Annotated in this window: 17 protein-coding genes; 10 read left to right on the forward strand and 7 right to left on the reverse strand. The window is 52.2% G+C overall.

Going from position 1 to position 14033, the window contains the following annotated elements:
• Nucleotides 1–10 precede the first annotated feature (10 nt).
• The 5 genes from FH755_RS03285 (at nucleotide 11) to FH755_RS03305 (ending at nucleotide 5233) form a co-directional block, all read left to right on the forward strand.
• Nucleotides 11–1186, forward strand: coding sequence for a hypothetical protein (locus tag FH755_RS03285; protein WP_292438631.1), 1176 nt, complete (start codon nucleotides 11–13; stop codon nucleotides 1184–1186).
• A gap of 87 nt (nucleotides 1187–1273) precedes the next feature.
• A complete protein-coding gene (locus tag FH755_RS03290) occupies nucleotides 1274–1975 on the forward strand; it encodes a C39 family peptidase (protein ID WP_292438633.1) in 702 nt (233 codons plus the stop codon).
• A gap of 63 nt (nucleotides 1976–2038) precedes the next feature.
• Nucleotides 2039–2905: a hypothetical protein gene (locus FH755_RS03295; protein ID WP_292438635.1), complete on the forward strand. Its 867-nt coding sequence runs from the start codon at nucleotides 2039–2041 to the stop codon at nucleotides 2903–2905.
• 117 nt (nucleotides 2906–3022) lie between these two features.
• A complete protein-coding gene (locus tag FH755_RS03300) occupies nucleotides 3023–4306 on the forward strand; it encodes a transporter (protein WP_292438636.1) in 1284 nt (427 codons plus the stop codon).
• 153 nt (nucleotides 4307–4459) lie between these two features.
• Nucleotides 4460–5233, forward strand: coding sequence for a DUF2189 domain-containing protein (locus FH755_RS03305; protein ID WP_292438637.1), 774 nt, complete (start codon nucleotides 4460–4462; stop codon nucleotides 5231–5233).
• Nucleotides 5234–5295: 62 nt separating this feature from the next.
• Here FH755_RS03305 and FH755_RS03310 read toward each other — a convergent pair whose 3' ends face one another.
• Together FH755_RS03310 and FH755_RS03315 are read right to left on the reverse strand one after the other, a co-directional pair.
• A complete protein-coding gene (locus FH755_RS03310) occupies nucleotides 5296–5700 on the reverse strand; it encodes a VOC family protein (RefSeq protein WP_292438639.1) in 405 nt (134 codons plus the stop codon).
• Between the two features lie 8 nt (nucleotides 5701–5708).
• A complete protein-coding gene (locus tag FH755_RS03315) occupies nucleotides 5709–6281 on the reverse strand; it encodes a nucleoside deaminase (protein WP_292438641.1) in 573 nt (190 codons plus the stop codon).
• Nucleotides 6282–6474: 193 nt separating this feature from the next.
• Between FH755_RS03315 and FH755_RS03320 the strand changes: the two genes are divergently transcribed.
• A complete protein-coding gene (locus FH755_RS03320) occupies nucleotides 6475–6825 on the forward strand; it encodes a hypothetical protein (RefSeq protein WP_292438643.1) in 351 nt (116 codons plus the stop codon).
• A 26-nt stretch (nucleotides 6826–6851) separates the two neighbouring features.
• Here FH755_RS03320 and FH755_RS03325 read toward each other — a convergent pair whose 3' ends face one another.
• Together FH755_RS03325 and FH755_RS03330 are read right to left on the reverse strand one after the other, a co-directional pair.
• Nucleotides 6852–7487, reverse strand: coding sequence for an MBL fold metallo-hydrolase (locus tag FH755_RS03325; RefSeq protein ID WP_292438645.1), 636 nt, complete (start codon nucleotides 7485–7487; stop codon nucleotides 6852–6854).
• Between the two features lie 52 nt (nucleotides 7488–7539).
• A complete protein-coding gene (locus FH755_RS03330; RefSeq protein WP_292438647.1) occupies nucleotides 7540–8535 on the reverse strand; it encodes a hypothetical protein in 996 nt (331 codons plus the stop codon).
• A gap of 82 nt (nucleotides 8536–8617) precedes the next feature.
• Here FH755_RS03330 and FH755_RS03335 point away from each other — a divergent pair, with 82 nt between their 5' ends.
• The 4 genes from FH755_RS03335 to bfr all read left to right on the forward strand — a co-directional run bounded on the left by FH755_RS03335 (nucleotide 8618) and on the right by bfr (nucleotide 11492).
• Nucleotides 8618–9790 (forward strand): DUF819 family protein, encoded by a 1173-nt coding sequence (locus tag FH755_RS03335; RefSeq protein ID WP_292438649.1) that lies wholly within the window; start codon nucleotides 8618–8620, stop codon nucleotides 9788–9790.
• Nucleotides 9791–9922: 132 nt separating this feature from the next.
• Nucleotides 9923–10342 (forward strand): hypothetical protein, encoded by a 420-nt coding sequence (locus FH755_RS03340; RefSeq protein ID WP_292438652.1) that lies wholly within the window; start codon nucleotides 9923–9925, stop codon nucleotides 10340–10342.
• Nucleotides 10343–10505: 163 nt separating this feature from the next.
• Nucleotides 10506–10835 carry a DUF1820 family protein gene (locus FH755_RS03345; RefSeq protein ID WP_292438654.1) on the forward strand — a complete coding sequence of 110 codons (330 nt, stop codon included), beginning with the start codon at nucleotides 10506–10508 and terminating at the stop codon, nucleotides 10833–10835.
• Between the two features lie 177 nt (nucleotides 10836–11012).
• A complete protein-coding gene (bfr, locus tag FH755_RS03350; RefSeq protein WP_292438656.1) occupies nucleotides 11013–11492 on the forward strand; it encodes a bacterioferritin in 480 nt (159 codons plus the stop codon).
• Between the two features lie 110 nt (nucleotides 11493–11602).
• Here the strand turns inward: bfr and FH755_RS03355 are convergent, their stop codons facing one another.
• From FH755_RS03355 to FH755_RS03365, 3 genes are all read right to left on the reverse strand, one after another.
• Nucleotides 11603–11941: a zinc ribbon domain-containing protein YjdM gene (locus FH755_RS03355; RefSeq protein ID WP_292438658.1), complete on the reverse strand. Its 339-nt coding sequence runs from the start codon at nucleotides 11939–11941 to the stop codon at nucleotides 11603–11605.
• 175 nt (nucleotides 11942–12116) lie between these two features.
• Nucleotides 12117–13613, reverse strand: coding sequence for a sodium:solute symporter (locus FH755_RS03360; RefSeq protein WP_292438660.1), 1497 nt, complete (start codon nucleotides 13611–13613; stop codon nucleotides 12117–12119).
• Nucleotides 13610–13870 carry a DUF3311 domain-containing protein gene (locus FH755_RS03365; RefSeq protein ID WP_292438662.1) on the reverse strand — a complete coding sequence of 87 codons (261 nt, stop codon included), beginning with the start codon at nucleotides 13868–13870 and terminating at the stop codon, nucleotides 13610–13612. The genes FH755_RS03360 and FH755_RS03365 overlap by 4 nt, the downstream gene beginning before the upstream one ends.
• Between the last annotated feature and the right edge of the window lie 163 nt (nucleotides 13871–14033).

The following is a 14033-nucleotide window of genomic DNA, read 5'->3' on the forward strand; positions in this document are numbered from 1 at the left end:
GGAGTAAGTCATGAAATTATCAACCAAGTACACCCCCATCGCTGTCGCGTTGGCTGCGTTAGCTGCGGGCCCTGCAATGGCCGATGGCACAGCGGATCTCACCCTGCTGGTTGACGCCAAAGTCAATGCCCGGGCTGATCTGGGTCTGAGCGTATCGGAATACAGAAATGATACCGATGTTGAAGTCGAAAAAACCTATGACACCGATCGTTATGTCGATGTGAAAGGGGATATTGACGTTGACGGTACCATTCCTGTCGGTAGCAGCTCTGCCTCTCTGACCAGTCAGAATCAGAATAACTACGAAAATACCAACATCAATGATGGTCATGGTGATTTCCTAGTAGATAACAATGCTGAAGCTGTCGATAACGGTCTGCAGGGTGCGAGCGGTAATATCGGTCTGAACATTTCTGCCGGTACTAACAATGCTCAGGATAACAGTGCGGCCTTATCCAAAGTGGATGCAGCATTTGTGTTCGCGGCGGCAGATTCCATCTCTAATCAGAATGCAGAACGCAATGAGTATGCCTACAAAGGCAATCAGTTCGATGCCACGCTGGGTGGCAATACCTTACGTAATGCCAGCGGTAATATCGCCGTAAATATTGCTGCCGGTAACAGCAACCTGCAAGCCAACTCGCTGGCAGCGTCTGTCAATACCAGCGGTACGATGGCGGAATCCACTGTCTCCAGCCAGCAAACCCTGGATCACAATGTCACGCATCAAACAGGTTACCTGGACAAAAAATATGACACCGTCAATGTCGTTATGGTCGGCGGCATGATTGGTGGTTATGAAGGCACCTCTGATCAGATTGGTGATGTTTATCCTGATATGTGGACCGGCGATACCCATCCTGCCGGCACTCAAACCGGACACTTTGATCTCGATACTGAAACTCAAGGTGGCTCTGACCTCAATGATGATGGTGGCGCTTTAGCGTTCAATGAAGAAGGCAAAATCTTACTCGGTGGTGTTTTCACCGGCCAGGTTGTCACTGCCAACTGGATTGTTCGTCCGCATCAGAACAATGCCACGCTGAGTGGTGATGCATTGCGCGGCGCCAGCGGTAATATCGGTGTCAACATCACGGCAGGCACCAACAACCTGCAGGGTAACCATCTGTCTATCGCTTCTGCGACAGGTGGTGCAGCCGCACCGGGTGGCGGTGGTGGCGAATAATAAGCTCAAAGCCCGTATTGGTTTGATGCCAGCAAAGAATCTCCGGCTCCTTCTGGAGCCGGAGATTTCCACCCAAAGGTGACTGTCATGAACTACAGAAAAAGCACACTGCTATTTATCACCGCATCCGGCCTGTGGCTGTCGATGTCGCTGAGCAGTGCGGCCAATATTTATTTCGGTGGTGTCATACCGGGCACCCTGATTAATAAGAACATCATCAGCATGCGCGAACGGCACTTCCTGGATATGGTGCCGCAGCGGACTGATTTCAGTTGCGGGGCTGCAGCCCTGGCCACCATTTTGAATTATGCCTACGGCTACAAATTCAGCGAGGCCGAGGTGATTGCCGGCATGCTCAAGGTCAGTGATCCGCAACTGGTGCAAAACAAAGGTTTTTCACTGTTAGACATCAAAAATTATGTCGAAACCCTCGGATTGCGAGGCAGGGGATACACCGTCAACCCGGAGATCCTGGACCGCATCAAAATCCCTACCATTGTTTTGCTTGATATACGTGGTTACAAACATTTCGTCGTCCTGAAAAAGACGACACCTGACAAGGTATACATCGCTGATCCTGCTCTGGGCAACAGAGTCATGGACAGGCAAAACTTCGTTGATGGCTGGAACAAAGTCACCTTTGCCGTTATTGGCAATGGCTTTGATCGTGAAACCATACTGTTACGTCCCAAACCACCCCTGACCGCCAGAAATACGGTCGACACCTGGAGACCACTGACAGATGCCGAATTAGTTGAGTTCGGCTTTTATCGATCTGAACTGTTCTGAAGTTGCTTGACCACGCATTGTCGCTCAGGCAAAGGCCCGGCATGTTTTGGGAGAAAGGACAAAATGAAAATCAAAGAAAATACGTTTGGCATGGAGAACCGCTCGTCCACAAACAAGGGAAGTCGTTCTGTCAGCAAGCTGTTCAAGCCCCGTATAGCGGCAGCCTCAGCCTTGTTATTCTGTATTTCACCGATTCATTATGCGCAGGCTGAGTTGCCTGAGATGAGTGTGTTTGCTAATGCACAGGAAGTGCCTGATGAGGTACTGGGTGAAACACGGGGTAAATTTGTTTACGCCGGAGAAATCATGTCCTTCGGTGTCAGAATGGTCACCGAATGGATCACCTCAAGCGGCGAAGTCATTAATGCCAGTGGCACACTGGCAGTGAATATGGGAACCGGTCAGCCCTCAGTCAGTTTTGAACCGGTCATCAGCGTGCAACAGCTACAACCCGTCAACCATGCCGCTGCAGCAGGCAATAATATTGTCAGCAGTGGTCAGGGTCTGGAAAACGTCTCCGGGGTGGTGCAAACCATACAGGTTGCCGGCAATACCAATGGCATTGGTAACTCGATTGGCGTTTCCGTCAGGCGCTATCAATCCGGCAATACTGCGCCATCGGGTTCCTCCACCTCTAACCTCAACGTGACCACACCTTCCGGAAACAGTGCGGCTGTAGCACTGGCCAATAATGGCTTGTCGGTCAACGTCAATGTGGTCAATCAGGGGCAGGCTCAGCAGGCCATCCGCAGTATTTCCCAAGGTAATGGCCAAGTCCTGCAGTCGGTTCGTCTTGGCGGTGATCTGAATCAGATCCGCAATTTGATCAACCTGGATATCCAGACCCGCAATCATAACGTGTCATCGTCGGCAAGTACGCAACAACTGATGTCATCACTGCGACAACTGTCGCAGAGCACACCCTTTTAGTGAGCTCAAAACATAAAGGACTAAACGGCTGATGAATGTAATTGAGTCATTTGACAATGAATGAATTTATGCCAATACCCCAATAAACAGGGACAACCCGTTAGCCAAGGAATTGAAATGTCAGCTACATCATTTCGTTGCACAACCCTGAGCTTCTGTATCGGTCTGGCCTTAACACCAACGATACAGGCCGCTTCAGACCCGGAAGTAGCACAGTTGCAGCAACAAGTCAGGGAAATGCAGCAACGCTACGAACAGCAAAACGCCGTGCTTAAGGCGATGGCCATCAAAATACAACGGTTGGAACAGGAGTCTCAGCCACGCAATGTCAAAGTGGGTGGTACGCAGCCCCAACCCGGCACCTCGGCCGAGCAGGGAGAACCCGGTACTGCCTCACCGACGACGCCACAGGCCGGGGCCGGAGAAGAAGTGGTCAAGGAAGCCCCGGCCTCACGAAGCGCCGAAGCCGTTTATCGTGAACAGCATGCCCTGTTTGACCGTAAAATCACTATTGAACCGGGCATAAGCTATTCACACTCGGATCGCCGCGATTTGTTTCTCAATGGCTTCCTGGCACTGGATGCGATTTTTTTGGGTGATATCAGTCTGGACAGAGTCAAGGCCGATACCTGGACCTTTGATCTGACCGGTCGCTACAGCTATAACGACCGGCTGCAGTTTGATATCAATGTCCCCTATCTGTATCGCGACTCCTCTTTTAACACTTCAGGGGCCGGTTTTGCGACCGATCAGCTTGCTGAAGGCGATGTCTCAAACGGGGATATCGGTGATGTCAGTTTCGGCGCGTTTTATCGGCTTTTCCGGGAACAGGGTTCCCGGCCTGACACCGTGCTGAGCCTGCGGGTCAAAACCCCGACCGGTAAAGATCCTTACGGTATCAAGTTTGTAGAAGTCGCTGACAGTGGTGGCAACCTGACACTGCCCACAGAATTGCCCACAGGGAATGGGGTCTGGTCAGTGACTCCGGGTATCAGCATTATCAAAACCACCGATCCGGCGATTTTGTTTGCCAACTTATCCTATACCTATAATTTTGAAGAATCCTTCAGCGATATCAGTACCGACGTGAATACCCGCACCAGCGCTGATGTCGATCTGGGTGACAGCTTTGCACTGGGAGCCGGTTTCGCCTTTGCCCTCAACGAAAAGCTGAGTGCCAGCATGTCCTATTCACACCGCATTACACGTGAAACCTCAATAAAACAGAATGGTCAGTCCGAACAAAGCATCAACGGCAGTGATGCCAGTGCCGGTCTGCTGAACTTCGGCATCAGCTACAGTCTGGGTGATAATCTGACCATGACCGGTAATGTGGGGATCGGTATTACGCCGGACGCACCGGATGTGACCGTGGGTTTCCGTTTCCCATATAACTTTTAAATACGCATCCTGGAGCTGCATTCATGACTGAATGCAGCTTAATCGCTTTTTTCAGGAGCTTTTGCTGGTAGCTCTCTGTCTTAGTTATAAGCAGCTATCTGGCATGTTACTGTGAGGGTAACAGCGAGAATCCAAGCGAACAGGAGGATCAACATGGACACTTACCTGCATCGTTCTCATCACGCTCACCTGCATTCGCGCCGGGTGAGTTTTCTGCGTCCTTTCAACTGGCTGGTCAGCGGCGCCAGGGACTTGAGCAAATATCCCAAAGTCAGCCTTTCCCATGGTCTGATTGTGACCGGCGTTTTCTGGATCGCACTGCTGGTCACTAGCATGCATGTCTATGCGCTGGCTGCGGTATTGTCGGGGTTTATGTTGATTGGGCCCATCATGGCGGCGGGCCTCTGCGAAGTCTCACGCCGGCGTGAAAAGAATGAACCCATCAGTTTTGATGAATCACTCAGCGGTCTCAGCCGTAACCAGTCGGCACTACTCCGCTTCTCTGGCTTTCTGCTGGGCTTCAGTGTGCTCTGGTTTATTATCTCCGCCCTGGTACTGATGGCGACAGTCGGCGATGTCGCACCGCCGCTGGATCGAACATTGTGGGGTGACTTTTTTGCCTTTGCATCGCCATTGCAGACTGTACTCTATTTTGTCGTCGGCGGCTTACTCGCGACCCTCGTCTTTATGATGTCGGTGGTCTCAGTCCCCGCCATCATTGATAGTGATATCAAAGCGCTGGATGCAGCCTTTATCAGTATCCGGGTCGTCTTAAGCAATATCGTCACCATGATCCTGTGGGCTGCTTTACTGGCTTTACTGACTGGTATCGGCATCAGCTTTCTGATTGCGATGGTGGTGATTTTTCCGCTGCTGGGTCATGCCACCTGGCACGCCTACCGGGATTTGGTGACGAATGAGGACTAGGACCATCGCCATGTCTGCCCTGGGGAAGGGTGGGCATGGTTTTGCCACTCCCGGTTGAACGATCAAGTGAGATCGATAAAGGGATTAAACGCGACCTCCCAGTAGTAGCCTTCCGGGTCCTGAAAATAACCGGAGTAGCCGCCCCAGAAAACCTGCTGACCGGGTTTGATTAATCGGGCACCCGCGGTCACGGCCTGCGCAAGCATGGCATCGACCGCTGCCGGACTACTGACATTGTGTGCCAGCGTGAAACTACCGGTTCCAGTCATCTCCGCCACATGAATACCGATATCCTCAGCCAGGGCATTTTTGGGATACAAACCCAGCCAGGTCCCTGCCAGTTCAAAAAAGCGCACACCTTCTTTTTCAGCATTAAACAGTGGCAAGCCCAGGCCATCGCGATAAAAGGCCGTCGCGGCTTCCAAATCTTCGACCCCAAGGGTAATCATGCTGATTTTAGGTTTCATCAGCGCATCTATCCCTGTCGTGCGTTATAGAGCATGCCGCCCTGCTTCACATAGGCGCTGAGCACCGCTGCTGCCTTATCCCGATGCACCCCACTGATAACCCGGATGTTTCTGTCTTCCAATGCCTTTTGCCAGTCTTCCGGTTTGGGGCCTTCATCAAAACCGATATTGCGAGCATCGGCATCGGTCGCACCGGCAACGACCTGGCGTACACCGGACCAGGGTATGGCGCCAAAGCACATGGCGCAGGGTTCACAGGTGGTGACTAAGGATAGATCCGGTTTAGCCGCCCCCAAATCGTAATTCCCCCTGGCCTGCTGGGCCAAGGACAGGGCGACCATCTCAGCATGCAGAATCGATAGATTCTCTGAAGTCACCATATTCACACCCAGCGCCACCAGCCTGCCCGTATCAATTTCAAACACCCCGGCTGCAAAAGGGCCGCCACTGTCATACTGAATATTGAGGCGGGACACATCAATCAGAAAGTCCATCTGTGCCTTGTAGTCTGTCGTCGTCTGGTATGACTGCTGATAACGCAGCAACCATTTGGGCAGCTCAAATTGAATCAACGTCTCCATCTGTCTCCACTCAAATCTTCAATTGACGGGCTCACTTTAGCACGTTTGCAGCCAGCCAAAACGGGCTGTTTTCCTGTGCGCTAATCGACATTTTTTTCATGTTTTACAAACTTTTACATTGCTTAACACAAACTTTCCAAGCAGGCGCTTATCGTATTAATCGTGACCTTATGTGTAGAGCGAGGTAAACGCGATGCGACATCTTATTAAATCAAAAATCATTGCCTTCAGTCTGTTTTCAGGACTGATGCTGGCCCTTGCTGCCAACCCGGCCAAAGCCGGTGATCTCAGCATCGGTATTGGATTCAATCTCGGCTATCCGGGCTACCACAACAGCTATTATCCGGACAGCTATGTAATTCATTACCGGGACTATGACCGCCACCATTATCACGGGCACAAACATTGGAAGCATCACAAAAAACACTGGAAACATCACGACAGACATTATCGCGGTCATGCCAAACATCATTACCGGAGCCACGACAGGCATTCATACCGGCATCATGACAGAGACTACCGTCATCACCGTTATTACCGGTAGGCAGGCAGGACGACAGGGAGGTCGTCCTAACTTTGTTGTTCCAGCAGCCATTTCGCGATGGCGAGCTGTTCTGCCCAGTCGCCTCCCATCGTTTTAAAGCCATCTTGACCGGAAAAGGCGCTCGAACACACAAGATCAGGTGAAACTGTTTCCAATACAGACAGACTTTGAATCAACTGATCCCGATCGCTGAAAGGCAATAAACCCGGTCGCAGACCGGTATCACTCCAATACAAAGTATCACCGGTAAAAAGCACTGTGCTGCCCTCTGACGACTTTGCCAGAAAACAGCAGCTGCCGGGGGTATGACCCGGGGTCGGGATGACCTCCAGATCGTCAAACAGCCATTGCCGCTGCTCGAAAACAATATCCGGCTGACAGACCTCGGCGAATGCTTCAAGCTCCGCTCTGTGCCCGCCGAGTTTGGCGGCATATAAATCGCGGATCTGGTTTATTGAACCACCCAACTCATCACGATGGCTGAGCAGCTGATAGGCGACCCCGCCCAGCGCGGCCATCTGTTGAATCTCGTTTTGCTGACTGGTGTTATAAAACAGCACATTGCCGTTATCCCGTATCCACAGATAAGCGTGCGTGGTAAGGCCGGGAAAAGGACTTTCAACGCTGGTTTCCCAGAGATCAGACTGAATCTGCTTCATCATGCCCCTCCGTTTATTTGGAGCATATAATCAGTCTAGCGGATTTTAAAAGCCGCTAGGCAACTTCAGGCAGACGGCGCTGCCAGGACCCGGGCAGGCTTTGCACCAGGCGGCGACGCGCCTTGTGCCAGAAGCCTGAAAGCAATAGTAAAGAGAAACCAATCACCACACCGACATAGGCAAAGCTGTCCCCGGCCAGGCCATAGGTATCCAGCAGTTCACTCAGTGCCGCGAGCACATAAATCAACGAGGACACCATAAAGGCGCGTCTATCGATAACCAATGAAATCACGGTGAGAACCAGGTACAACAACAAGACTACCGCCAGATCCAGCGTCGTCTGCGTGCCCTCAAAAATCCCCAGATTGCTGAAGACCGGATGCACGATCAAAGGGGCGGCAATCAGATGCAGCCAGAAGGCCACGTCCGAGCGTCCGCTGATCCGTTTCAAATCCGCCATATCCCAGCGCATCGCGAGTAGAAAAACCGCAATACCACCAGCAAACATCAGACTGTTCAGATAATCACGCAGTGATGGCATCACATAAATCATTGCCGCCATCACAAAAGCCACTGCCGTGGCAGCCCCGGCAGCCACGGTGATCGGCACATGGAAACGGGTCCAGTGCAGCCAGGCGGCGAAAGTCGCACCGAGACCGGCCAGCATAAAGGCCTTTTCATCCGGAAAACCGAAGAAAAGAACGACGGCAGCAAAGACATTAGCGACAAAGGTCACCAGCAGTACAATTGCCGGCAGGGCCATCTTGCGTTTGAGCACAAAGAATTCGGCCAGCCCCCAGGACAAAGCAGCAACCACGGCAGCCGACAAGACAGGACTGATGCCCTGCACGACCCAACCCGCCGACAGTAATAACAACAGGCAGGCAATCACCACGAAAATATCGTTAAAACTGGTAATCAGGCGGAAGTCTTCTTCATCGGCTGCATGAGTATGATCACGCTGTGAAATAAAGTCCCGAAACTGCGTCACCGCATTACGGCTGAAAATACCCTTATCGACTGCCTGCTCCAGATCGTCGTCGCTATACATATCAAGCCTCGTTTTTAATCGCTGTCATAATCGGGTTATCCTGCCTTGAAGTCGCTTTGACAGATTACGACAGGATACAGGTATGAATTCGCTTATCCCAGCCGACCAGACGCTGGCCGTGTTTGCTGCCCTGTTTGCTATTGCCTGGTTTGGTTTCTGGGCAGAAAGCAAACCCTGGGGCAAAACCCTGACCGGCGCCATCTGGGCGATCCTGCTCTCTATCTTACTGTCCAATCTGCGAATCATGCCGCAGTCTGCACCGGCCTATGATGTCGTTTTCAGCTACTTCGTACCGATGCTGCTGCCCCTGTTTCTGATTCACGCCGACGTCCGCCGTATTCTGGCGGAAAGTGGCCGTGTCGGACTGGGTTTTATTCTTGCCTGCTTCGGCACGGTGCTGGGGGTGATAGCAGGGGCCAACCTGCTCGATCTGGGTGAATATGAAGCGGAACTGGCCGGCATGTTCACCGCCACCTACACCGGCGGTTCGGCCAACTTTGCCGCCGTCATGCAATCCACCGGCTTTGCTGACAGCAGCATTATCGCGGCAGCGACGGCGGTAGACAACCTACTCGGCATCCTGTTTCTGGTGGTCATTATTCTGATGCCGGCTTCGCGCTATATCATGCAACGCTATGTGCAGCGGGATTATTTCTCCCGGCAGGAACAGAGCCTGACACAGGGTGAAAACCGGGTCAGTGGTCTCTCCGTTGCGGCGGCGCTGACATTTGCCATGGCCGTGATTGTGCTCTCAGACTTGACGGTCTATCTGCTCAATATGATTCCGGCAGGCATTGACTTCAGCCTGCTACGTTATCTGTTTATCACGCTGTATTCCATTATTCCGGCGACTTTATTACCGGTTCAGATGCAAAAACTCAATGGCGGGCAAAGCATAGGCTTTGTATTGGCGCTGGTATTCTTTGCCACTATCGCCGCCGGTGCCGACGTCGCCACACTGTTGGCCCACGCGCCTATCCTGCTGGTGTTTGTGTTTATCGTGCTGCTGGTGCACTGGCTGGTGGTGTTTATCGGTGGCCTGTTATTGAACCGGCTTATTCGCAACCCGGCCCTGAGGCTATCTTTGCCGGAGTTGGTTATCGCCTCCAACGCCGCGGTACTCGGTGCCACTACCGCGCCGGCACTGGCTGTTGCCCGCGGCTGGGGCAGCCTGGTCACGCCCGGCATTCTGGTCGGTGTCGCCGGCTATATCCTCGGCACGCCATTGGGATTGCTGATCTATTCCTGGTGGTAGTTACTCCAGTGTCACTCAATCTTCAGACACCCTTTCGTTATCACCGGTGTTAATATCCTCCGCTTGTGCGCCAAAAATGTGGATTGGCTCACAAAAATAATTCCAATAAAACCAAATCTACAGGAGGTTGATTTGAACACCAAGCTAATCGCTCTAGCTACCGCAGGATTGATGCTTTCAGGCTGCGCCACTATCGTTAATGATCCTAATATCCCGGTCACCGCTTCATTCTCTGATGGCAGTGAAGGCAGTTGTCACTTTCAGAACAAGCGCGGAGCCTGGACAGCCAATATGCCGGGTACCGTGATGATCAGACGCTCAGATGATTCACTGATTTACCGCTGTGAAACCGATGATGGCAGACAAACAACCGGCTCCATCACCAGTGAAATCGAATCTGGCAAACTCGCTGCCAGTGTCATTTTCTGGGATCTGGGCATCACTGATGCCATCACCGATAAACACCGTACCTACCAGGGCAATATCGTGATTCCGGTTAAAAAGGCCGATGAACCGATTGAGGAAGCCTCTCAGGGCTCAAGCGCCAGCTAAGTCCGCCCTTCCTCTGGAAAGCCTGACGAGCCACCGGCTCGTCAGGCTTTTTTTATGTTTCATCATTGATGGGACGAACATTGAAATTCGTTGTTTTGTCCCAATGTTGTACCCGATTCAATTCGTTTTTATGCCGTTGCACACCGACTTAATTGAGACACGTATGAGCAAGAAAGACATTTTATATCGCATCGAATTTGTTCAGGGCGGTCAGCGCTATGAACTGTATGCCCGGGAACTGAGCCAGGGCAGCCTTTTCGGCTTTATCGAAGTCGGCGATTTTGTCTGGGATACGCATACCAGTGTCGTCGTCGACCCCAGCCATGAAAAGCTCAAAGACGAGTTTGCTGATGTGAGCAGCACCTATATCCCGATGCATGCGGTATTACGGATTGATGCCGTTACCAAAAAGGGTCAGGCCAAAATCAGTGAGTTTGATGGTAAGGTCGCAACCTTCCCGGGACCGATTTACACACCCACCAATAAAAGCTGATACCTATTGGGTTGCAGGCAATGAAACCGAACCATCCGGCACCGGTCCCGGGTGCCGGGTTTCACCAGCTCAACCCAAGCTGCAGGTGACAACGGGCCTCAGATAATGCAAGCTAATACTACATTTATCACGGCCAAGGCGCTGTGAGCACCACTCACAAAAAAATAGGTAAGTCCCATGAAAGGTAGTCAGAAAGTTATCGATTTGCTCAACAAGCTGCTCGCGGGAGAACTGACTGCAATGGACCAGTACTTTATTCATTCCAGAATGTATGAAGACTGGGGCCTGACCCGCCTCTACAACCGCATCGCCCACGAAATGCAGGATGAAACCGATCACGCGGATCAGATGATCAAACGCATTCTGTTCCTGGAAGGCATGCCCAACCTGGCCCATCGCGAACCATTGAATGTTGGTCATACCGTAAAGGAAATGCTGCAGAACGACCTCGATCTGGAATATGCCGTGGTCAGGAATCTGCGTGAGGGAATTACTCTGTGTGAAGAAGAAGGCGACTACGACACGCGTCAGCTGTTATTGAAGCAGCTGGAAGATACCGAGCTGGATCACACCTACTGGCTGGAACAGCAGCTGGGTCTCATTGAGAAAATGGGGCTGCCGAATTACCTGCAGGCAATGACGCTGGCCGAAGCTTAATTTTCTCCCCGGGTTGGGTTGAAGACAATGAAACCCAACGAATCCATACCTGGGTCTGGATGGGTTGGGCTTCGCAAGCTCAGCCCAACCTAAGCTTTATGCCATGTTCATCATGCCTTCTTAACAAACTCTGACTTCAACTTCATGGCACCGATACCGTCAATCTTGCAATCAATATCATGATCACCGCCCACCAGACGGATATTTTTGACCTTGGTACCAACTTTCACCACCGCGGATGAACCTTTCACTTTCAGGTCTTTAATCACCGTGACGGTATCGCCGTCTGCCAGCACATTACCGTTAGAGTCCAGTACTTTTTCTTCCGTCTGTTCGCCAATACTCTCCCCCACCTGCCACTCATGGGCACACTCAGGACAAATCAGCATAGACTGATCTTGGTAAGTAAATTCAGAACCACAGGCCGGGCAGTTAGGGAGATCGCTCATTGATGTTCGCTATCGTGAATGGAAAAGCCGTTATTGTAGCTGAGTCCCTCCCTCTGGACAGGATTGCTTACCCATCCTGTCGGAGTTGAGCAGGGTAAAGCCTGACCCGCGGGTAAGACAGATCCCGCTCCGGGCTCAAAACCCGGCATGGCACCATGCCGGAAAAACGATAGCTTCAGCTGGCCTGACTGCCCTGCGTGGCAAAAGCACTCTCCGTTGCGCGACTTCTGGCGCTGGCGATATCCTGCCACAAAGTGTCCACATGGCTTTCCACGGGCCGTAAATAGCCCGCCACCAGCATGATAAGCAGGGTGGTTAAAAAGCCATAGACACCGGGCGTCCAGCCATAGGTCTGGATAAACTCAGGCTCGGTTAAAGTCAGCCCGAACGACACCACCATGCCCAGCAAAAAACCGGCAACGGCACCGAATTTATTAGCCCGCCGCCAGTACAGTCCCAGCAGAACCACCGGCGACAATACAATCATGCCCTGATAGGTCATCAAAGCCAGAAAAACCAGCTGTCCCTCTTTCAGGTATGCCCCGACGAGCGCACCGATACTCATCACCACCACCGACCAGCGGGCAATCAGCAAGGCGGTTTTCTCATTAATCTTGCGATTGATGACCTGGGCTATATCACCGGAAATCGCCGTCGACATCGCATTCAGAATCCCGCTGACGGTACCCAGACTAGCCGCCATCACCAGCACGGCAAAGAAAGCCAGCGGCCAGACGCCGGCCTGAGCATGCGCCCAGAACAAGGCTTCTTCCGGGTTTTCCTGGGCGAAAGGCAAGGGATGAAGCGCCATTGACAAGATAAACAGCAAAGCAAATGACAGAATGCCCAGTACCGGTGCAAACAGCACCGACTGTTTAATGGTGCGGATACTGTCAGCCGCAAACAGTTTGTTATACACCCACGGCCACATAAAGCCGCCCAACCCACTGGTGATAATAATCGCCGTCCAGTAATTGGGCGACACGTCCCAGCCCGGTCCGGGGAAAGTCATGGCCCCGGGTGCCTCGTAAAACAACCTGTCCATCGCGGCACTCAAGCCGCCCAGCTCACTGTAAAGCACATAAATCAGCACCGCTGAACCCACGATCATCATATACAGCCCCTGAACGATGTTCGCGGTGACCACACTGCGCATACCACCCATCGCGACATAAAACACCACGACAAAAATACCGATGATCATGCCCAGCAAGGGGCTGATAAACCCCTCTGTCGCATAGTTGAAGACATAACCGATGGTGTACCACTCCATCAACAGCCACGGTACCGACAGCGCCACCCCGGCAAAACCGGTCAGCACCCGGATAAAATCACTGCGATAACGCAGGCCCAGTAACTCCGACTGGGTCCGCAGCTGATACTTTTTACCCCAGATAAAGGTTTTTTCCGCTACCAGATACATCACCAGCAAGGTGACAATGCCGTAGGGAATCACATACATGCCGATCATGCCGAAGCTGACGGCAAAACCGGAAAACACCGTATAACCAGCGCCAACATACCAGGTCGCCAGAAAACCAAAGGTAATCCCCAGCACGCCGATACTGTGATTCGCCGTGGCATAGTCGGCCATCGTCGACACGCCCAGCTGGCGGCGGTTTATAAATAGAATCAGTCCCAGAAAGGCCAGCAATGAGAGAACAGGAATCATCGCTCTGCCTCCACCTCAACCTGCAGATCCAGCAGCCCGCTTCGGCTCTCCAGCAGATACCAGGCAGCAAAAAACACTGAAGCCAGCAGCGCAAGACCAATATGCCAGACCATCGCAAATGGCAGCCCCAGCCAGCGGGGATCAATCGTATTGGCCCATAAAAACACCGGTGGGAAAGTCGTGAGAAAAGTCGTCGCCAGAATCAGCGTGATAAATAAAGCCGAGCGACGGCGAGTGTGCATGTTTGTGGCAGACATCAACAGCTCCGTTGCAGATTGACCAATCGTCTACCTTAACAAGCAAGGGCCAAAATTAAACGGGAAATTTGCCCGATGATGAACAGTCTGTCGCAGGGGCATTCAAAAGTTGGCTTGAGGAGCTGACTCTGTCGAGTCTGGATCGCAACAAAATCCGTCAGTC

The sequence above is a fragment of the Methylophaga sp. genome (genome assembly GCF_009711715.1).
Taxonomy (GTDB): domain Bacteria; phylum Pseudomonadota; class Gammaproteobacteria; order Nitrosococcales; family Methylophagaceae; genus Methylophaga.

Coding starts and splice junctions, on each gene's coding strand:
- FH755_RS03285 (WP_292438631.1), top strand. CDS start 11: ATGAAATTATCAACCAAGTACACCCCCATCGCTGTCGCGTTGGCTGCG.
- FH755_RS03290 (WP_292438633.1), top strand. CDS start 1,274: ATGAACTACAGAAAAAGCACACTGCTATTTATCACCGCATCCGGCCTG.
- FH755_RS03295 (WP_292438635.1), top strand. CDS start 2,039: ATGAAAATCAAAGAAAATACGTTTGGCATGGAGAACCGCTCGTCCACA.
- FH755_RS03300 (WP_292438636.1), top strand. CDS start 3,023: ATGTCAGCTACATCATTTCGTTGCACAACCCTGAGCTTCTGTATCGGT.
- FH755_RS03305 (WP_292438637.1), top strand. CDS start 4,460: ATGGACACTTACCTGCATCGTTCTCATCACGCTCACCTGCATTCGCGC.
- FH755_RS03310 (WP_292438639.1), bottom strand. CDS start 5,700: ATGAAACCTAAAATCAGCATGATTACCCTTGGGGTCGAAGATTTGGAA.
- FH755_RS03315 (WP_292438641.1), bottom strand. CDS start 6,281: ATGGAGACGTTGATTCAATTTGAGCTGCCCAAATGGTTGCTGCGTTAT.
- FH755_RS03320 (WP_292438643.1), top strand. CDS start 6,475: ATGCGACATCTTATTAAATCAAAAATCATTGCCTTCAGTCTGTTTTCA.
- FH755_RS03325 (WP_292438645.1), bottom strand. CDS start 7,487: ATGATGAAGCAGATTCAGTCTGATCTCTGGGAAACCAGCGTTGAAAGT.
- FH755_RS03330 (WP_292438647.1), bottom strand. CDS start 8,535: ATGTATAGCGACGACGATCTGGAGCAGGCAGTCGATAAGGGTATTTTC.
- FH755_RS03335 (WP_292438649.1), top strand. CDS start 8,618: ATGAATTCGCTTATCCCAGCCGACCAGACGCTGGCCGTGTTTGCTGCC.
- FH755_RS03345 (WP_292438654.1), top strand. CDS start 10,506: ATGAGCAAGAAAGACATTTTATATCGCATCGAATTTGTTCAGGGCGGT.
- bfr (WP_292438656.1), top strand. CDS start 11,013: ATGAAAGGTAGTCAGAAAGTTATCGATTTGCTCAACAAGCTGCTCGCG.
- FH755_RS03355 (WP_292438658.1), bottom strand. CDS start 11,941: ATGAGCGATCTCCCTAACTGCCCGGCCTGTGGTTCTGAATTTACTTAC.
- FH755_RS03360 (WP_292438660.1), bottom strand. CDS start 13,613: ATGATTCCTGTTCTCTCATTGCTGGCCTTTCTGGGACTGATTCTATTT.
- FH755_RS03365 (WP_292438662.1), bottom strand. CDS start 13,870: ATGTCTGCCACAAACATGCACACTCGCCGTCGCTCGGCTTTATTTATC.